Here is an 18,119-nt window from a genome sequence, read left to right on the forward strand (position 1 = left end):
ACCACCCACCCACCAGCATCGCCGCAGGCCAGAAGCTTTGAGACCAGAAAGAACATCGAATCATTTTGAACGGCAATTAAAGCCGAATCAATTTCCCGCCGAAAGAATTCGGTCCGATTCAATTGAACGTTCTTAGATTGCCTCGAAATTACTGCAATCTTTCGCGAATTAATTGCCATTAAAAGCCCTACACCTGCGACGACGGCGCCCGAGCGGGCGTGTCGAACAATTTCGAAGAATGGTTGACGCGACGGCGCCCACTGCTCTAACCTCATCTCGGCGAGCACGGAGCGAACGCCGAATCTCGCAAATCCGGCCAATTATGAATTTCCACAAGGCCACATCTTTGTCAATTTCACATCGAATGGGAGTAATCATGAACGACCCACTGAGCCGATCCGGCAACGAACTCTACGACGCAATCGTCGACTTGATGCCGAACGAGGAATTCACCGGCGACTACCCGGCCGAGGCACTACTGGTGGTGGCCACCGCTCTCCGGGCGACGGTGTGCAGGGACCTCACCGCGGTGGTCGACGACGAGCGCGACGAACTGATGCCGACCGAGCCGAACTGGTTTTCCGACAGCGGCTTTCAGATGACGGTGAACATCGGGCAGTACCGGAGGCTGATCGAGGAGGCGGTCTCCGTCGCCGTGCTCGCCAAGACGAGCCACGGCAGCTCGGCCTGGCACGTCCTCGAGGGCATGGGCAGGCAGGTGGTCCACCTCGCCGTCACGGCAGTAAACCCGGACTGGGCCGTCACCCGGGCCAGGATCGCCATTTCCGCGGCGACGGACATGACCGCATTCGCACACCGCCGGTCGTGCCGAATCAATCAGCCGGACCCAGGTCTCGAACTGGCCCTCCTGGGTCTCGACAGCCCCACGGAGCCCGCGAACAGGATCGTGAACGAGACCCTGTCCGGCGCTCTCGCCATGATCGACGTCGCGCGGCGGGCGACGGTGGATTCCCTGCCCCCGCGAGACCTCGACCCGCGCTTCACCGGCTACCCGGAGCCCGACGAGACGTCGGAGCTGTTGTGGCAGACGACGATCGAACTCCTGCTCGTCGCAACCGAATTGCTCGAACTGGTGATGCGCAAGCACTGCCCCGTCGATCCCACCTGGGACGGCACCTACTCGGGGCTGTTCGCCGCCGTCAACGACATCACCGCCGAACTGCACCGGTACGACGCCGCCTGACGATCGATACGGCCGGCACCCCACACCCGAGCTCACACCCCCACGAAAGGCACACCATGACCCTCGCTCGCAGGAACAGCCAGTCCACCCACAGCCTGCTCGGCAAGGGCAGCAGCGCCCTCCGGCCCGCCGGCGCCCAGTGCGGCCGTCCGGTCGGCCCGTGTTCGGCCGCCGTCGAGGCCGCCCGCCAGAGTCTCGGCGACCGGGTCCTGATCCACCCCGACGCCTGCCACGGTCTCCGAGACCTGGACTGCGCCCCCCAGGCCGCGTCCTGGGGCAAGGGAATCGGGCGCGCGTTCAATGCACTCGGTGCCTACTCCCTGTCCGCGGAGGCGGGCTTCGCAGGCGGCTTCTTCCAGTGGTGCAAGACCTCCGGCGACCCCCAGTCCTGGCCTGCTACCCCGAAGAAGCTGGCAATGCGCGAGTCCGAGACCGTGATGAACAGCCCGAAGCTCTACCGCTCCCGAATCCTGCCCGTCACCACCGACGTGGACGCGTCGGGTGCGATCCTGATGCAGGCCCACCTGAAGATCGCCGAGGGCGGCGGCGACCTCGCCCCGCGCATCTACTTCACCGTCGACCCGCGCACCGCGGCCGTGCACGTCGGTTACGTCGGCCCGCACAAGCACATGCGCAACACCCGATCGTGAGGCCCCGCGCCGGTGGGACGGCCGGAACGGAGCCGGCCGTCCGCCCCGGGCTCCTGCCGGACACGACAACCCCTCCGCTGCTCGAGAACGTACAACTCACTCAATCCGTACGGATTCAGCCATTTCGTACGGTTTCAGCGTGTCGTGCAGATTCCGCCAGTCGAACCTATTGGGATTCGACCGACGGTCATGCGAGGCGGCGCAGGCAGTCCCTTCACCCCACGATCACCACATGCAGGTTCCGCGGGCCGTGCACACCCTCGACCCGCTCGAGCTCGATGTCCGAGGTCGCCGACGGGCCGCTGATCAGGGTGGTCGGGCGCTCGGGCACCAGTCGGGCCAGGGCCTCGGGCACCCCGACCTCGACGTCGGCCAGCGCCACCACGCACACGTGCACGTCCGGCACCAGGGTCAGCGCCCGGCGGCCCTGGTCCGCGCCGCCGTCGAGGAAGACCGTGCCGGTCTCCGCGCACGCCACCGTCGACGCCGTCACCACGGCGTCGAGGGACGCCAGCTCCGGCGCGGGCACCGCGGCCGAGTCCACCACCACCTCGCCGTCGAACGAGGCCAGCCACGACTCGTCGAGTCCCGCAGGCACGCCCACCCGCCGCGCGCCGACCTCGGCGAGCACCGCGGCCAGCGTCACCGGCAGCTCGTCGGCCGAGCACGGGTGCACGTGTGCCTTGTAGTCGAGCAGCCGGTCCACCAGCAGCCGGCGCCGCTGGTCGCCGGGCAGTGTCCGCCCGGTCCGGTACCCGCGCGGGATCTCCTGCGGCACAGGCGGTGCCAACGTCAACGCGTCGCGCACCCGGCCCAGCACCACCTCTCGTGAACTCATGACCGCCCCTCCCGACGCGCGGCGTCGAGCTCCGCGCGCCCCTCGGCGGAGTCCCACCACTGCCGGAACGTCTGTTTCGGCGGCGCCGGGAGGTCGCGGGCGGCGGTCCAGCCGTTCAGCGGCGGTGGCAGCCGCGAGATCCGGCCCTTCCGTCCCGCCAGCAGCCGGCCGAGCCCAATTGCCTTCTGCGCCGCGGCGAACCGCCGGGCCTTCGTCATCGCGACGGACGCGGCCTTCATCGCGGCGGCCTCGACGCCGAAGCCCGACTGCGCCACCTCCTGGTGCCGCAGTTCCACCAGCATCGACGGGATGTCGATCTTGACCGGGCAGGCGTCGAAGCACGCCCCGCACAGGCTCGACGCGAACGGCAGCGTCGAGTTGGGGTCGTCGGCGCCGTCCATGCCCGCCAGCAGCGGGGTGATCACCGCGCCGATCGGACCGGGATAGGTGGAGCCGTACGCGTGCCCGCCGGTCCGCTCGTAGACCGGGCACACGTTCAGGCACGCCGAGCAGCGGATGCAGTGCAGCGCGGCGCGGCCGACCTCGTCGGCGAGCGCGGCGGTGCGGCCGTTGTCGAGCAGCACCAGGTGGAAGGCCTGCGGGCCGTCGCCGGCGCTCACGCCGGTCCACAGCGAGGTGTACGGGTTCATCCGCTCCCCCGTAGACGAGCGCGGCAGCAACTGCAGGAACACCTCGAGGTCGGCATACCTCGGCAGCAGCTTCTCGATGCCCATCACCGTGATCAGGGTCCGCGGCAGGGTCAGGCACATCCGGCCGTTGCCCTCCGACTCGACCACCCCGAGGGTGCCGGTCTCGGCGATCCCGAAGTTGGCGCCGGAGACCGCGACCGGCACCGTCATGAACTTGTGCCGCAGGAACTTCCGGGCCGCCGCCGCGAGCCGGGACGGGTCGTCGTCGAGGCCGGGGTCGACGCCGTCCATCTCGCGCAGGAAGATCTCCCGGATCTCCGCGCGGTTGCGGTGGATGGCAGGCACCAGGATGTGCGAGGGCTTGTCGTGACCGAGCTGGACGATCAGCTCCGCGAGGTCGGTCTCGTACGCCCGGATGCCGTGGGCCGCGAGGTGCTCGTTGAGCCCGATCTCCTGGGTGGCCATCGACTTGACCTTGATTACCTCGTCCGACCCCGTCTCGCGCACCAGGTCCGTGACGATCTCGTTGGCCTCGTCGGCGTCCGCCGCCCAGTGGACGACGCCGCCGCGCGCGGTGACCGCCGCCTCGAGCTGCTCGAGCAGCTCCGGCAGCCGGTTCATCACGTCGGTCTTGATCGCGGATCCGGCCTCGCGCAGCGCCTCCCAGTCGGGCAGCTCCGCGGTGACGGCGAGCCGCTTGGCGCGGATGGTGTGGGTGGCCTTGCCGATGTTGCGGCGCAGCTGCGGATTGGCCAGTTCGTGACGCGCGGCGTCGGGGAACTTCTCGTCGCCGCGCAGGAACCCGGCGCCCCGCGGCGCCCGCGGCGGGAACGACGGCAACCCCAGCGTCGCGGCGCTCATGCCCGCACCCCGGCGGGCTTCGACACCGAGGCCAGGATCTCGGCGAGGTGCACCGTCCCGGTGGCCATCCGCAGCCGGGAAATGCCGCCGCCGATGTGCATCAGGCAGGACGAGTCGCTGGCGCAACAGAATTCGGCGCCGGTCGCCCCGACGTTGCGGATCTTGTCCGCGAGCATGGCCGTCGAGGTGTCCGCGTTCTTGATCGCGAAGGTGCCGCCGAACCCGCAGCACACGTCGGCCTCCGGCAGCTCGACCAGGTCGATGTCGCGGACCTCCCGCAGCAGCCGCAGCGGCTTGTCGCCGACCCGCAGCATCCGCAGCGAGTGGCAGGTCGGGTGGTAGGTGACGCGATGCGGGAAGTGGGCGCCGACGTCGGTCACCCCGAGGACGTCGACCAGCAGCTCGGAGAGCTCGTAGGTCTTGACCCGGACCGTCTCGACCCCCGACCGGAGCGCGGGGGTGCCGTACCGCTCCGCGACGATCCGGTGCTGGTGCCGCACCGACCCGACGCAGGAGCCGGACGGCGCCACCACCGCCTCGATCGCCGGGTCGCCGAAGTTCTCGGCGTAGTTGCGCACCAGCGGCAGCGCGTCCGGCTGGTACCCGGTGTTGACGTGCATCTGCCCGCAGCAGGTCTGCTCCGGTGGGAAGACCACCTCGTGTCCCAGGCGGGTCAGCAACAGGGCGGTGGCCCTCGCCGCGTCCGGGAACATCGTGTCCCCGATACAGGTGGCGAACAACGCGATTCGCATGCGGTCTCCATCGGTGGTCGGCGTCGGTGCCAGGTGGCCTGCGCCCACAGTAGGACCGTCGACCCCCGGCGGCCTCCCGACCGGACCGCCACGCCCGTGACCAGCGGGTACATCACGATTCGGGACCCCGACGCCCATCGTCCGACGGATGCGTCCATGATGACCTAAAGGGTTAGCGATATTAACTAGTCTCGAGGTATTGAAGATGAGCGATGCGGCAGCGATCGGCGACGGAATCTTCCAGATCTCCGTGCCCATGTCCCACAATCCCCTGGGCAGCACCCTGATCTACGCGATGGAGTCACCCGGCGGGCTGGTCCTGGTCGACACCGGTTGGGGCGACGACGAGGGCTGGCGGGGACTGACCGCCGGCCTCGAATCCATCGGACACTCGGTCTCCGAGGTCGAGGGTGTGGTGCTCACCCACTTCCACCCCGACCACACCGGCCTGTGCGGCCGGGTCCGGGAGGCGTCCGGCGCGTGGATCGCCATGCACGAGTCCGACCACGACATGTTCGAGAAGATGTCGTCCGGTCGCGACACGGAGTGGATGCAGTACCAGCTCGCGAACCTCGCCCGCGCCGGCGCGGCACCCGAGGACCTGGCCGCGTTCGAAAAGGCGTCGGACGCCAACGCGCCGGTCGGCCCCGACGCCGCCCCCGACCGCAAGCTCGAGGACGGTGAGCTCATCGCGCTGACCGGGCGCGGACTTCGTGCGGTGTTCACGCCCGGCCACACCCCCGGGCACGTGTGCTTCTACCTCGAGGACGCCGACGTGATGTTCACCGGCGACCACGTGCTGCAGAAGACCACCCCGCACGTCGGCAACTTCACGTACCCGCTCGAGGAACGCGACGGCCTCGCCGAGTTCATGGACTCGCTGCGCCGCGTCGGCTCGATGAACGTCACCCGCGGCCTCGGCGCGCACGGCCTGCCGATCGACGACGTCACGGGCCGCGCGACCGAGCTGATCGAGCACCACGAGGACCGGCTCGAGCACCTCTACGACGCGTTCGGCGACGACCAGATCACCGTCTGGGAGGTGGCCCAGCGGATGAAGTGGTACCGGCCGTGGTCGGACTTCCACCCGATGGCCAAGGGCATGGCGCTGTCCGAGGCGGCCGCGCACCTGCGGCACCTGGTGACGCGCGAGCAGGTCGCGCAGGTGCCGGGCACCGAGCCGGCGCTGTTCGTCGCGCGACGATAGGCGCTGCCGCACCCGTGCGTCCATCCGGTCCGCTGGGGGCGAACAAGGACGCACGGGCGGCGAAGCGGCCATAGCCTGGCGCACATGAGCCAGGACCCCCGTACCAACACCGTCGACGGCGTCCTGCGCCGCTCGGCCGCCAGGTTCCCCGACCGCACCGCGCTGAGCTTCGACGCCCGCAGGTGGACGTACCGCGAACTCGACGACGCGGTCACCCGGGCGGCCGGCCACCTGCTCACCCTCGGGCTGTCCGCGGGCGAGCGGGTGGCCGCCTACGGCACCAACTCCGACGCCTACGTGATCGGGTTCCTGGCCTGCGCCCGCGCGGGTCTGGTCCATGTCCCCGTCAACTACGCGCTCAAGGGCGAGGAACTGAGCTACCTGCTCGCGCAGTCCGGGTCCCGGACGGTGCTGGTCGACGCCGCGCTCGCGCCCACCCTCGACTCGGTGCGCGCGGACCTCGACGTCGAGCACGTGCTGGTGCTGCACGACGGGCCCGACTCCCTGCTCGGGCTCAGCCGCGCCGGCGAGGTGCCGGACCTGTCGCCGCGAGCGGCCTCGACGGACCTCGCGCAGCTGCTGTACACCTCGGGCACCACCTCGAAGCCCAAGGGCGCCATGATGACCCACGGCGCGCTGGTGCACGAGTACGTCTCGTCGGTGATCGCGCTGGATCTGGCCGCCGACGACAGTCCGCTGATCTGCATGCCGCTGTACCACTCGGCGGGCATGCACGTGTTCATGCTGCCGTACCTGTCGGTGGGCGCGACGGTGAACCTGATGGCGGCGCCGGACATCCCGGAGATCCTGCGTCGCATCGAGGCCGAGGGGATCGGGTCGCTGTTCCTCGCGCCGACCGTCTGGGTGCCGCTCGCGAGCCACCCGGACCTCGACACCCGCGACCTGTCGTCGCTGCACAAGGCGCAGTACGGCGCGTCGATCATGCCGGTGACCGTGCTGAACCGGTTGCGCGAGAAGTACCCGGACCTGGCCTTCTACAACTGCTTCGGGCAGTCCGAGATCGGTCCGCTGGCGGCGGTGCTGCGCCCCGAGGAGCATGCGGACCGGGCGGACTCGTGCGGGCGCGCGGTGTTCTTCGTCGAGACCCGGGTGGTGGACGCCGAGGGCAACGACGTGCCCGACGGCGTCGCCGGCGAGGTGCTCTACCGCTCCCCGCAGCTGTGCGAGGGCTACTGGGAGAACCCGGAGGCGACGGCCGAGGCGTTCACCGGCGGCTGGTTCCACTCCGGCGACCTGGTCACCCGCGACGCCGAGGGCTTCATCACCGTGGTGGACCGGATCAAGGACGTCATCAACACCGGCGGCATCCTGGTGGCCTCCCGGGACGTCGAGGACGCCCTGTACACCCACCCCGCCGTCGCCGAGGTCGCGGTCATCGGCACCCCGGACGAGAAGTGGATCGAGGCGATCACCGCGGTGGTGGTGCTGCGCGACGGTTCCGGTGCAACGGCGGACTCGCTGATCGCCCACGTCAAGGAGCGGATCGCGCCGTTCAAGGTGCCCAAGCGGGTGGTGTTCGTCGACGCGCTGCCCCGCAACCAGAGCGGCAAGCTGCTCAAGCGCGAACTGCGTTCGGCCACCTGACCTTCCGCGAGTCGACTACCGTCCGAGCACAGCCACCACCTGGTCCGCGATCGCGCGTTCGCCTGCCGCGTTCGGGTGGATCGGCTGGCCGGTGTTCAGGATCGGCTCCACCCACCGGTGCCCGGCCGGCTGGCAACCGTCTCGGCCGTCGGAAACCTGCGACATGTCGACGAAGGCCGAGTCGGTCTCCTGGGCGGCACGGCGCATCGCGTCGTTGAGCACGGTCTGCAGCTCCCGCAGGTATCCCATGTCCCCGTCGGCGACGGGGATCTGCGCGGCGCAGCTGCCGCTCCCCGGGAACAGCCAGGGGTATCCGACGACGACGACCCGGGCGCGGGGCGAGCGGGCGTGGATCGCGCGCAGGGCCCCGACCAGGTCCGGGTGCGTGCCGGTGACGATCGGCGCGAACATGCCGGCCCCGTACTGCGCCCGGCAGGGGTCGTAGGCGCCGGGGTTCGACGCCCGTGCCGCGATGCAGGCGGCGACCGCACCGCCGAAGGTGTTGTGGTCGTTGCCGCCGACCATCAGCGTGACCAGTTCCGTCGTGGGCGTGAGCGCATCGAGTTGCGGTCGCATGCCGGGGTACAGCGGGAGGCCGAGGCCGATCGCCGTCGCGCTCCCGCAACTGACGTCGGTGAGCCGGTAGCCGAGTTGCGCGGCCACCAGATGGGAGTAGTTCTGGCTCGACTGCAGGCACCACGGCGGCGGCCCCTCCGCCAGCGGAAAGACGCCGGTGCCTGCGCCGTAGCTGTCGCCGAGGCTGACGTACTCGGCACCGGGCGCCAGCGCCGCCTGCGCCGGGGCACCGGGCTGCGCCTCGGTCAGTGCGACGGGGCCGGGCGGCGCGCCAGGTCCGGGCGGCGCCTCGGCGGCGACGGTGGGCGATGCGAACGCCGCGACGGCGGCCAACGCCCCCACGGCCGCGACCCCCAGCCGGAGTCGAGTTGTCAGATTCACAGTGCTTCTCCCCTCGTCGACGGCCGAGGATCTACGTGCACGCCATCAACTGAGAATGCTCTTTCCCTGTAAAACGGTACGCCTCGCCGCACGCCTCCGCGGCGAATCCGGCTCAGCCCTCACGTTTGCTGATCGCGGTGATGACCTCTCCGGTAGGCGATCCCACCTCGGCGACGGTGGTGATCGACTGCCGGTACTGCGTGGTGGTCCCGTCCGGTCGACGCTCGAACAGGTCCACCGCGTACTCCCCCGGCGCCGTGCGCCGGGCCACGACACAGTGTGTGGTGCCGACGGGGATCAGCTCCGCGATGCCGCGGGTGAGGGCCTCGGCGCCGCCGACCCGGGCGTCCTCGGCGACGAAGGTGCGGGCCTTCGACCCGTCGCGGGCACCGTAGTACGCGTCCTCGAACCCGGCGATGGCCGCCGCGCCGCGGTCAGGCGAGTCCCGGGTCGCGGGGGCGCCGGGAGCCAGGTCGGCGCACCAGAGACCGTCGGATCCGGGAACCGTTGCGGTGGCGCCGGACCCGGACTCCGCGACCACCTCCTGGCGGTCGGCTCCGGCGGTGCCACCGACCGTCACTACCGTCACCGCCCCACCGACGACGGCGAGCAGTCCGGCGGCGGCGAGTGCCGCGACCGCCACCCGCCGACGGGTCCGGGGCGCGGGCACCGGCGGCACCCCAGGTTCCGGATCCTCGAGGTAGGCGGTGAACGCACTCGTCGCCACCGGTGCCGGCCCGGGCTCGCCGGGCGAGCCGTCCGTGGCCGACTCGGCTCCCGGCTCAGGTCCGGCCCCGTCGGGCTCCGACGCCGCGCCCCCGACAACCACGGCGGCCGCGCCCGGGGCGGACTCGACCGCGTACCAGTCGTCCCGCGCCGTCTGCCAGGTCGGACGCGTCCCCACGGTCGTCGAGCCCCGACTCTCGCGGCCGGCCTACGCCAGGCCCGCGCGCACGGCGGCCAGGAGGTCCGCGACCTGCCCGCCGACCGGCGCGACCGGCGAGTTCACGACGGCGGACTCGAGCGAGGTCACCGCCTCCTCGCCACCGGCCTGCGCGAGTGCCGCGGCCCGCACCACCGCGACCTGACCGGTCACCGCGCTCGTCGCGTCCTCGATCACCGCCGGCGCCGCATCGGCGACGGTGCGAACCCCGTCGACCGCCGCGGACCCGCCGGGCGCCGACTCCACTTGGGCGACAACGGCCCTCGTCTGTGCGGTGATTACGGCGGTGTCCACCGTGCTCGGCGCGGGGGCCGGCGCGGCCGGGGTGAGGTCGACGAGCGGCTCGCCGTCGACGTCACCGGCTCCCAGCGCGGTTCCCGACGCGCCGCCGACGAGTCCGCCGACGGTGCCGCCCGCGACCGCGGCGGGCACACCCAGCACCGCGGCGCCCGCCGCGGCACCGATGGCCGCGCCCGCGGCGGTACCCACGACACCGCCCGGAACGACGCCGACGCCCATGACCGGCACTCCCGCGAGCCCGCCGAAGAGGCCGCCGAGGGTGCCCCCGACGAGCGCGCCCGGCACCGCACCGACCGCCGCCGCCGGCACACCTGCCGCCGTCCCGCCGACCAGCGCGCCGCCCACCGCTCCCGCGGTGGTCGCGGCGGCCACCTTCTGGGCCCGGGCCGGCTGGATGCCGACGGACTTCCAGAAGGTCGCGACCTGGGACTCCGCGATGGCGAACTGGTTGTTGGTGCGTTCGAGGTCGTCGTCGCCGAGTCGCACCGACTCCTGCGCGACCATGAAGTCGCCGGCCCGCAGCATCCGCTTCGGCGCCTCGATCGGCGCGACGGTGGTGACCGTCGTCGGCAGGTGCAGGGCGTCCGGTTCGGTGTACGCGGGCTCGACGTACGGGGGCGCGGACGGCCCTCTGTCGGAGGTCTCCGCGTACGAAGGCTCCGCGTAGGAGGGCTCGACGTAGGCCGCCGGCACGGTGGCGGCGGGGGCGTCGTAGGCGCCCGGATCCTGGTACGGCTGGTACTCGATCTCCCGGTACTCCGTCGGCGGCTCCACCCAGTACTGACGTGGCGCGGGCTCCACCGCGGCCTCGGGTTCGGGTTGGGATTCGGGTTCCGGCGCCACCGCGGGTTGCGTCGGCTCCGGAACCGAGACCCCCGGCTGCTCGGTCGGCGCGGCGACCGCCACACCCGCACACACGAGCGTGATCGCCAGCGGCACCGCCCCCGCCACCGTGATTCGCTGCACCCGACGACGACGGACGCCGATTCTGTTGTCCTGCATGGTCCCCCCATGATTTGTCCCGATACTGACCGGTCCGGAGTTCTGGCGCGGACTGTCGCTGATGTGCACTGGCGCCCGGCTCGGGAGGGCCGCACCTCGCCCGCCGCCGTGACGACGGCGGGCGCTCCGGTGTCGCAGCGGCGCGAGTGATCCGCACCGCCTCGAGTCGCCCCACGAACCCCCCGTCCGGCGGGCGACAAGCGAATCCTAAGCGAATGTGAAGCGATCTGCAGCAGAATGCCGACGACGGCCAACCGCACAGGTCAAGACACGTCGCGGGCGCGAATCGTCGATTACCCGGACCCGAATCACTCGGTTGATAGGCTGCGCGTCATGGATTCGGCAAAGCTGCGGCGATTCGGGGTGATTGTCCGGAAGCGTCGCCTGGCGCTGGGCCTGCTGCAGGACCAGGTCCATGCCGCGGGCGGGCCGTCGGACAAGCGCCAGACCGGGATCGAGAACGGCATGACCCCGGCGCCGAGCCTGACCACGCTCGCCAAGGTCGACGCGGGGCTGCAGTGGGCCCCCGGCAGCGCCGCAGCCACCCTGGGCGGCGGTCTCCCCACGCCGCTCGACCGACCCACTTTCACCGCGGAAGACGTTGAGCGCCATACGAAGTTGACCGTCGCACTCGAACGTGCCGGCGTTCACCGGGTCACCGCGAACGGTGCGCAACGCACCGCAGGCGGCACCGCCCTGAGCGCCGACGTGGTCGACCAGCTCATCGAGATCCTGAACTCACTGCCGCAACCGGACGACTCGCGGTAACGCGCGTCATCATCATGGTGGCCAGCAGCCCGGCCTCGTACTCGAGGGCCGGATCGAGCTCCCCCGAGCCTCCCGACGGGACCAGCTCCGCCCCGCCCGCCTGATCCAGGCCGACCAGCGTCGAGGCCAGGCCCACCGGGTCGAACCGGTCGTCCCCACCGCGCCCGAGCAGCAGACACGCCAACTCGCGCGCGACGATGAACCGCCGCTCCTCGGCGAGCGGCGACGAGCGGTACAGGATCACGTCCTCGTCGCGGCGGGCCAGGCACAGCCCGTACAGCCCACCCGCGGCCGCCTCCGGCAGCGACACCAGCACGACGCGGCGCCCGCGGACCGCCGACACCGTGCGCACCAGCTCCTCGACGGTCCAGTCGACCGGCAGGTCCAGCTCGGACACCAACCGCTGCAACCGTGACCTGGTCGATGCCCGACCCGGTACGGCATTCCCCCGCATCCGCATGAAACCCCCATCTCAGCGGCCACACCCCCGGCGCAGCTCGCCCACTCTAGACGGTTAGCGGTAGACGGCACCGGGGAATCGGCCGGAGCGACCGCGAGGGCTCACCGCGCCCGGCGGACGTGCAGGTCCCGGGCCAGGTGGTCCCGCTGCTCGAGCACCAGTCGGCGCAGGGCGGCGGGTGCGGCGGCGTTGGCGTCGAGCCAGGCGTCGACCGGCACCAGCGAGTCCGCGGCCGGGAACAGCCCGAGCACGAGGCGACGCGCGATCTCGATGCTGCGGGTGGCCCACGCCTCGCCGATCGCGGCGAAGTACTCCACGTCGTACTCGGCGATGAGGTCGCGTCGCGCGCCCGCCCGGAAGCCGCCGATGACCGCGTCGAGGTGATCGTTGCTCAGCGAGACGTCGCCCCAGGCCGCGGCCCAGGCCTGGGCCTTCACCTGCTCGTCCGGGCGCGCGGCCAGCGCCTGCCGGTGCGCGGTGCGACCCGACGCGGTGTCGTCACGACCGAGTTCGGCGTCGAGGTCCGCGGCGTCAGCGCGCCCGGTGGCGGCCAGCGCGGTCCACAGGGCCCAGCGCAGGTCCGGGTCCAGCGCCAGCCCCGGCACCGTCGCGGTACCGTCGAGCACCGCCCGGATCTCGGTGGCGCGGCCGTCGTCGACCGTGGCGGCCGACGCCAGCGCCCGCGCCCAGGCCAGCTGCGCACCCGATCCGGGATCGGCGGCGGACATTGCGTCCCAGCACGATTCGAGCCACCGGTTGCGCCACCGGTCACGCTCCGCGGCGGGCAGGTAGTGCCCGACGGCGAACGAGGCGTTGGCCAGCACCGAGGTGAGCAGCGCCATGTTGGGCTCGGTGGGCGCGAACGTGCGGGCCATCTCCAGGTAACGCGGCACCTCGAGCTGCCCGTCGCGGGTGGAGTTCCACAGGGCGGACCAGACCAGGCCGCGGGCCAACGGGTCGACGATCCGGTCCAGGGAGGACTCGACCGTGCGGATCGAGTACCCGCCGAGACGGACCTTGGCGTAGGTGAGGTCGCCGTCGTTGAGCAGCACCAGGGGCGTCTCGGTCAGCTCGATCGGCGTGCGTGCCTCCTCGATGTCGACGACCAGGCGCCGGCTGAGCACCAGCGCGCCGGACTCGTCGAAGTCGTAGCACCCGACGGCCAGGGTGTGCGGTCGCGGCTCGGTCTGGACGATCTCGTGGCCCTTGCCCTTGCGGCGCTCGAGGGTGAGGGTGGAGACCCCGCTGGTCTGCAGCCAGAGCTTGGCCCACACGGTCAGGTCCCGGCCCGACGCGGCCTCGAGCTCGGCCAGCAGGTCCGCCAGCGTGGTGTTTCCGAACTCGTGGGTGCGGAAGTATCGCCGAGCACCCTCGAAGAAGGCGTCCCGTCCGACGTACGCCACCAACTGCTTGAGCACGCTCGCGCCCTTGGCGTAGGTGATCCCGTCGAAGTTGAGCTTGGCGGCCTCGAGGTCGACGATGTCGGCGACGATCGGGTGCGTCGTGGGCAGCTGGTCCTGCGAGTACGCCCACGCCTTGCGCCGGTTCGCGAAGGCGACCCAGGCATCGGTCCACTCGGTGGCCTCGGCGCTGGCGAGCGCGCCCATGTAGTCGGCGAAGGACTCCTTGAGCCACAGGTCGTCCCACCACACCATGGTGACCAGGTCCCCGAACCACATGTGGGCCATCTCGTGCAGGATCGTGTTCGCCCGACCCTCGTACTGCGCGGCGGTGGCCGCCCCACGGAAGACGTACGCCTCGGTGAACGTGACCAGGCCCGGGTTCTCCATCGCGCCGAGGTTGTACTCGGGGACGAAGACCTGGTCGTACTTGCCCCAGGGGTACGGGTAGTCGAACTGCTCCGCGAAGAAGTCCAGACCCTGCGCGGTCACCTCGAAGATCGTGTCGGCGTCGAGGTACTGCGCCAGCGAGGCGCGGCACAGCACACCCAGCGGGACGGTCAGATCACCCTTGCTCCAGGAGGAGTCGACCCGGGCGTAGGGTCCGGCCGCGATCGCGGTGAGGTAGGTGGAGATCGGCAGCGTCGGCTCGAACTCCACCACCTGACGGGTGTCGTCGGCCTCCCGGGTGGCGACGGTCCGGTTCGAGACCACCTCCCAGCCCCCGGGCGCGGTGACCGCAAAGGTGAACGGCGCCTTCATGTCCGGCTGCTCGAAGCAGGCGAACACCCGGCGCGCGTCGGATGGCTCGTACTGCGTGTAGAGGTAGGTCTGCGCGTCGACCGGGTCGTGGAAGCGGTGCAGCCCCTCCCCCGACCGGCTGTACTCGCCGACCGCGGTCACCGTCACCACGTTGGACGGACGCAGGCCGCGGATCGCGATGCGGGCGCCGTCGTACTCGACGTCCACGGAGTCGCCGTTGACCGTCACCGACTCGACCGACAGGCCGATGAAGTCGATCCAGGTCGCGTCGACGGTGGCGTCGAACTCGAGGGTGGTGGTGGTCGCGAAGTCCGACCGGTCCGGGTCGGGGGCGGTCAGTACGTCCAGTTCGACGCGGTAGGCACGCGCGGTGATCGCGCTCGAGCGCGCTGCGGTTTCGTCACGGGTCAGGTTTGCGGTGCTCACACCGGTAGATCCTGCCACCGATTCGGGTGCGGGGGCGCATCAGAATGGCTCACCGGTCGCTGAGGTGACGGACGCCTCTACCCGGACAGCGCCATCCGCGCGAACACCCGCGCCCAGTGGTAGTCCGCGGCGGCCTCGCGCCGACGCCCGTCGGAGGCGAGGGCGTCCATCGCGCTGAGGAACCGCATCGTCGGCCGGGCGAGGGCTAGGTCCGGCGTCCGACAAGTCCGTCCTACAGCGACCGCGCGATGATCGACTTCATCACCTCGTTGGCGCCGGCGTAGATCCGCTGCACGCGGGCGTCCTGGTACATCCGCGCGATCAGGTACTCGCGCATGTACCCGTAGCCGCCGTGCAGCTGGACGCAGCGGTCGATCACCTCGCACTGCTTGTCGGTGAGCCAGTACTTGACCATCGCCGCCTCGGACGGGTCGAGCTCGCCGACCAGGTGCGACTGGATGCAGTGGTCCAGGAACACCTCGCAGGTGCGGGCGATGGTCTGGCACTCGGCAAGCTCGAACGCGGTGTTCTGCAGCTCGAACAGGCTCTGCCCGAACGCCTGCCGCGACTTGGTGTACGCGACGGTCTCCTCGACCGCGCGCTTCATGGCGCCGGCCGCCTGCGCGCCGATGATCAGCCGCTCCTGCACCAACTGCGCCATCAGCTGCCCGAAGCCCTGGCCCTCGGTGTCGCCGAGCAGGTTGGCGGCGGGCACCCGGACGTCGGTGAAGGACAGCTCGGAGGTGTCGGCGCCCTGCTGCCCGACCTTGTCGAGCACCCGGCCGACGGCAAATCCGGGGCAGTCGCGCAGGTCGACGATCAGCAGGGAGACGCCCTTCGCTCCGGCCTTCGGGTCCGTCTTGACCGCGAGCACGATCATGTCGGCGGACGAGCCGTTGGTGATGAACGTCTTGGATCCGTTGACGACGTACTCGTCGCCGTCACGGATCGCGCTGGTCTTGATCGCCTTGAGGTCGGACCCGGCGCCGGGCTCGGTCATGCCGATGGCGCCGAGGATCTCGCCGGTCGCCATCCCGGGCAGCCACGCCCGCTTCTGCTCCGCCGAGCCGTACTCGGCGATGTAGTGCGCGACGATGCCGCTGTGCACCGAGACGCCGAAGGCGAGGTCGCCGGCGTAGCCCTGCACCTCGAAGACGGCGAGGTCGTGCGCGAAGGTGCCTCCGCCGCCGCCGAACTCGGCCGGGATCGAGCAGCACAGCAGCCCCAGTTCGCCGGCCTTGAGCCACACGTCGCGGTCGATGCGGTGCTGGGCGTCCCACTTCTCGTTGTGCGCGACCACCTCTCGCTCGAAGAACCCGAGCGCGAGTTCGGACAGGGCACGGACCTCGTCGTCGTGCCAGGTGGGGACGTACTTCTTCATGAGTTGACCGCCTTCTCCGCTGCACCGGACCGACTGCGTGCGATGAAGCACCGCCCGCGGTGGTCGTTACCGTTGTCAACGACGGTACCGACGTCGGCGGCGGCGTGCCCCGGCGATGCCGGTTCGACGGGCGGCGCGGCCTGCCCTCCCGACGAAGCGGAATCACGGTCAGACGGTCGCGCCCGCCCTGCTGACCTGCACCGCGTCGCCGATCCACGGCACCACCGCACCGCGCACGTCGACGCTGCGCGGCAGCAGACCGTTGGCGGCCAACAGGTTCGCGGTGTGCTGCTGCTCGTCGAGGAACTCCTCGCCGACCGGATGGATGCCCCACGGGCGACCGCGCAGTGCCCGTTCCCAGGTGTCCAGGTCGGCCTGCCCACCGCGGGCGACGGCGTCCTCGACGAAGTACCGGGCCGCCTCGCGGGGGTTCGCCTCGATCCAGGCGTCGGACTCCTGCAGCGCCGCGACGACGACCCCGAGCGCCGCGGGGTTGCGCTCCGCGAAGGCCCGGCTGGTGAACCACAGCGACTGGTGACCGAACAGCGACTCCGTCTCGACCAGGGTGCGCACGTCGTGGGCGCCCTCGACGACGGCCAGGCCGGGGTAGGCCCCGACCCAGGCGTCGAGGTCGCCGGCGACCAGCGCTGCCCCGCCCTCGTGCACACCGGTGTCCACGGGCTCGACGTCCGCCCAGGTCAGGCCCGCCCGGTCCAGGGCGAGCAGCAGCAGGCTGGTCTGCCAGGACCCGTGCGCGATGCCGACGCGCCTGCCCTTCAGGTCCGTGACGGTCTCGATGCCGGAACCGGCGAGGGTGACCAGGCGGCCGTTCTCGATCCGCGGCCCCGAGATCCCGATGTAGACCACGTCGTGGCCCTTGGCGAGCGCGGTGATCGGCGGGGTGAAGCCGGTGCCGATGACGTCGTAGCCGCCCTCGGCGAACAGCCAGTCCGAGTGCAGGCTCGGCAACGCGGTCCTCACGTCCACCGGCGCGGGCTCCGGAAGGTCGCGCAGGTCGACCCATTCCACGTCGGGCAGCGCTCGCTCGAGGATCCCGCGGTGCCGCAGGACGAACAGGGAGTTGTTGTGCGGGAAGTAGCCGACGCGAACGGTCATGGGGTCGCTCCTGGAGAGATGACGGATTGAACAGGCACTTCGTGCTCGTGCGCGGTGGACGGGTCCACAGACCCGTCCACCGCGCACGAGCGGCGGGGCCGGCTAGACGAGTCCGCGGCGACGGGCCTCGTCGACGAGGCCGCTCCGGGACCACTGGGCGACGAGGTTGGTCGTGTCGAATTCGACTGTGCCGCCGACGGACTCGCCGATGGCCTGGTACTGCGCGCCCTCCTCGAGCAGGACCACGAACTTCGCGAGGTCGAGCAGTCCGGCGCGGCCGATGACGTTGACGCCGCCGTTGGCCTCGAAGATCGCGACCAGGTCCGGGTCGCGGACCAACTGCTCGAGGATGAACTCGCCTGCGCCGACACTGCGGTCGATGTGCGGCGGGATCTCGCGGGACAGGGTCAGCCGCTGCGAGGCCGCGTACCGGATCGGCAGGCTCTTGTGGGTCTGCGCGAAGCCGCCCAGCCACGGGGTGTGCACGTGCACGATCGAGGTGATCTCCGGGTGCTCGCGGAACACCTTGGCGTAGGCGGTGACGAAGCCGGCGGAGCCACGGCCGGAGAGCACCTCGCCGTCGAAGGTGGCGACGACGGGCTCGACGGTGCGGTCGTCCGCCCACGGGCCGGGCTCGTTGAGGGCGACGGCAATCTCCTCGCCGGGCACCCTTTCGACGAAGTTCACGGTGCCGTTGGCGGAGACCGTGCCGGTCTCGCGGAAGACACGGAATGCCTTCTCCGCCTCTCGGGTGGCGCTCGCGACGAAGGTGGCAACGGTCTCGGAGATGCGGGATTCGGTGGTGGTCATGGTTTCTCCTGGAGAGTTCGAGGGTGA

The 18,119-nt window shown here is 70.9% G+C and carries 16 protein-coding genes; 5 read left to right on the forward strand and 11 right to left on the reverse strand.

The window, feature by feature from the left end; translation table 11 throughout:
• Positions 1–376: 376 nt before the first annotated feature.
• Together ACFO6S_RS19350 and ACFO6S_RS19355 are read left to right on the forward strand one after the other, a co-directional pair.
• Positions 377–1,204 carry a hypothetical protein gene (locus ACFO6S_RS19350; protein WP_378419599.1) on the forward strand — a complete coding sequence of 276 codons (828 nt, stop codon included), beginning with the start codon at positions 377–379 and terminating at the stop codon, positions 1,202–1,204.
• Between the two features lie 56 nt (positions 1,205–1,260).
• The gene (locus ACFO6S_RS19355) at positions 1,261–1,854 is read left to right on the forward strand and encodes a hypothetical protein (protein ID WP_378419600.1); all 594 of its coding nucleotides are present in this window, start codon (positions 1,261–1,263) and stop codon (positions 1,852–1,854) included.
• 214 nt (positions 1,855–2,068) lie between these two features.
• Here the strand turns inward: ACFO6S_RS19355 and ACFO6S_RS19360 are convergent, their stop codons facing one another.
• From ACFO6S_RS19360 to ACFO6S_RS19370, 3 genes are read right to left on the reverse strand one after another with little or no spacing between them, the layout of a single operon-like run.
• Positions 2,069–2,692, reverse strand: coding sequence for a LutC/YkgG family protein (locus tag ACFO6S_RS19360; protein WP_378419601.1), 624 nt, complete (start codon positions 2,690–2,692; stop codon positions 2,069–2,071).
• Positions 2,689–4,203, reverse strand: a complete 1,515-nt coding sequence (locus ACFO6S_RS19365) for a lactate utilization protein B (RefSeq protein ID WP_378419602.1) — start codon at positions 4,201–4,203, stop codon at positions 2,689–2,691. The genes ACFO6S_RS19360 and ACFO6S_RS19365 overlap by 4 nt, the downstream gene beginning before the upstream one ends.
• Positions 4,200–4,955: a (Fe-S)-binding protein gene (locus tag ACFO6S_RS19370; protein WP_378419603.1), complete on the reverse strand. Its 756-nt coding sequence runs from the start codon at positions 4,953–4,955 to the stop codon at positions 4,200–4,202. Before ACFO6S_RS19370 ends, ACFO6S_RS19365 begins: the two co-directional genes overlap by 4 nt.
• A 205-nt stretch (positions 4,956–5,160) precedes the next feature.
• Here ACFO6S_RS19370 and ACFO6S_RS19375 point away from each other — a divergent pair, with 205 nt between their 5' ends.
• Both ACFO6S_RS19375 and ACFO6S_RS19380 read left to right on the forward strand, forming a co-directional pair.
• Positions 5,161–6,162, forward strand: coding sequence for an MBL fold metallo-hydrolase (locus tag ACFO6S_RS19375; RefSeq protein WP_378419604.1), 1,002 nt, complete (start codon positions 5,161–5,163; stop codon positions 6,160–6,162).
• 84 nt (positions 6,163–6,246) lie between these two features.
• Complete coding sequence (locus ACFO6S_RS19380; RefSeq protein ID WP_378419605.1) at positions 6,247–7,767, forward strand: acyl-CoA synthetase; 1,521 nt, start codon at positions 6,247–6,249, stop codon at positions 7,765–7,767.
• 15 nt (positions 7,768–7,782) lie between these two features.
• On the opposite strand, the gene ACFO6S_RS19385 is transcribed toward ACFO6S_RS19380, so the two are convergent.
• The 3 genes from ACFO6S_RS19385 to ACFO6S_RS19395 form a co-directional block, all read right to left on the reverse strand.
• Positions 7,783–8,724: an SGNH/GDSL hydrolase family protein gene (locus ACFO6S_RS19385; RefSeq protein WP_378419606.1), complete on the reverse strand. Its 942-nt coding sequence runs from the start codon at positions 8,722–8,724 to the stop codon at positions 7,783–7,785.
• Between the two features lie 112 nt (positions 8,725–8,836).
• A complete protein-coding gene (locus ACFO6S_RS19390; protein ID WP_378419607.1) occupies positions 8,837–9,628 on the reverse strand; it encodes a DUF8176 domain-containing protein in 792 nt (263 codons plus the stop codon).
• Between the two features lie 30 nt (positions 9,629–9,658).
• A complete protein-coding gene (locus tag ACFO6S_RS19395) occupies positions 9,659–10,969 on the reverse strand; it encodes a hypothetical protein (protein ID WP_378419608.1) in 1,311 nt (436 codons plus the stop codon).
• Between the two features lie 333 nt (positions 10,970–11,302).
• On the opposite strand from ACFO6S_RS19395, the gene ACFO6S_RS19400 reads away from it, so the two are divergent.
• Positions 11,303–11,737, forward strand: coding sequence for a hypothetical protein (locus ACFO6S_RS19400; RefSeq protein WP_378419609.1), 435 nt, complete (start codon positions 11,303–11,305; stop codon positions 11,735–11,737).
• Here ACFO6S_RS19400 and ACFO6S_RS19405 read toward each other — a convergent pair.
• From ACFO6S_RS19405 to ACFO6S_RS19425, 5 genes are all read right to left on the reverse strand, one after another.
• A complete protein-coding gene (locus ACFO6S_RS19405; protein WP_378419610.1) occupies positions 11,691–12,134 on the reverse strand; it encodes a hypothetical protein in 444 nt (147 codons plus the stop codon). The genes ACFO6S_RS19400 and ACFO6S_RS19405 overlap by 47 nt on opposite strands.
• A 164-nt stretch (positions 12,135–12,298) precedes the next feature.
• Positions 12,299–14,785, reverse strand: a complete 2,487-nt coding sequence (pepN, locus tag ACFO6S_RS19410; RefSeq protein WP_378419611.1) for an aminopeptidase N — start codon at positions 14,783–14,785, stop codon at positions 12,299–12,301.
• Positions 14,786–15,017: 232 nt separating this feature from the next.
• Entirely contained in the window at positions 15,018–16,166 is a 1,149-nt protein-coding gene (locus ACFO6S_RS19415; protein WP_378419612.1) for an acyl-CoA dehydrogenase family protein, read from the reverse strand.
• Between the two features lie 168 nt (positions 16,167–16,334).
• A complete protein-coding gene (locus ACFO6S_RS19420) occupies positions 16,335–17,282 on the reverse strand; it encodes an ABC transporter substrate-binding protein (RefSeq protein WP_378419613.1) in 948 nt (315 codons plus the stop codon).
• Positions 17,283–17,384: 102 nt separating this feature from the next.
• Positions 17,385–18,092: a class II aldolase/adducin family protein gene (locus ACFO6S_RS19425; protein WP_378419614.1), complete on the reverse strand. Its 708-nt coding sequence runs from the start codon at positions 18,090–18,092 to the stop codon at positions 17,385–17,387.
• Between the last annotated feature and the right edge of the window lie 27 nt (positions 18,093–18,119).

It is taken from the genome of Rhodococcus kronopolitis (assembly GCF_042654025.1).
Taxonomy (GTDB): Bacteria; Actinomycetota; Actinomycetes; order Mycobacteriales; family Mycobacteriaceae; genus Rhodococcus_G; species Rhodococcus_G kronopolitis.

Bases quoted from the DNA above. Each gene is read 5' to 3' on its own strand.
- ACFO6S_RS19375 (WP_378419604.1), top strand. From the start codon at position 5,161: ATGAGCGATGCGGCAGCGATCGGCGACGGAATCTTCCAGATCTCCGTG.
- ACFO6S_RS19370 (WP_378419603.1), bottom strand. From the start codon at position 4,955: ATGCGAATCGCGTTGTTCGCCACCTGTATCGGGGACACGATGTTCCCG.
- ACFO6S_RS19380 (WP_378419605.1), top strand. From the start codon at position 6,247: ATGAGCCAGGACCCCCGTACCAACACCGTCGACGGCGTCCTGCGCCGC.
- ACFO6S_RS19415 (WP_378419612.1), bottom strand. From the start codon at position 16,166: ATGAAGAAGTACGTCCCCACCTGGCACGACGACGAGGTCCGTGCCCTG.
- ACFO6S_RS19395 (WP_378419608.1), bottom strand. From the start codon at position 10,969: ATGCAGGACAACAGAATCGGCGTCCGTCGTCGTCGGGTGCAGCGAATC.
- ACFO6S_RS19360 (WP_378419601.1), bottom strand. From the start codon at position 2,692: ATGAGTTCACGAGAGGTGGTGCTGGGCCGGGTGCGCGACGCGTTGACG.
- ACFO6S_RS19425 (WP_378419614.1), bottom strand. From the start codon at position 18,092: ATGACCACCACCGAATCCCGCATCTCCGAGACCGTTGCCACCTTCGTC.
- ACFO6S_RS19400 (WP_378419609.1), top strand. From the start codon at position 11,303: ATGGATTCGGCAAAGCTGCGGCGATTCGGGGTGATTGTCCGGAAGCGT.
- ACFO6S_RS19420 (WP_378419613.1), bottom strand. From the start codon at position 17,282: ATGACCGTTCGCGTCGGCTACTTCCCGCACAACAACTCCCTGTTCGTC.
- ACFO6S_RS19365 (WP_378419602.1), bottom strand. From the start codon at position 4,203: ATGAGCGCCGCGACGCTGGGGTTGCCGTCGTTCCCGCCGCGGGCGCCG.
- ACFO6S_RS19355 (WP_378419600.1), top strand. From the start codon at position 1,261: ATGACCCTCGCTCGCAGGAACAGCCAGTCCACCCACAGCCTGCTCGGC.
- ACFO6S_RS19350 (WP_378419599.1), top strand. From the start codon at position 377: ATGAACGACCCACTGAGCCGATCCGGCAACGAACTCTACGACGCAATC.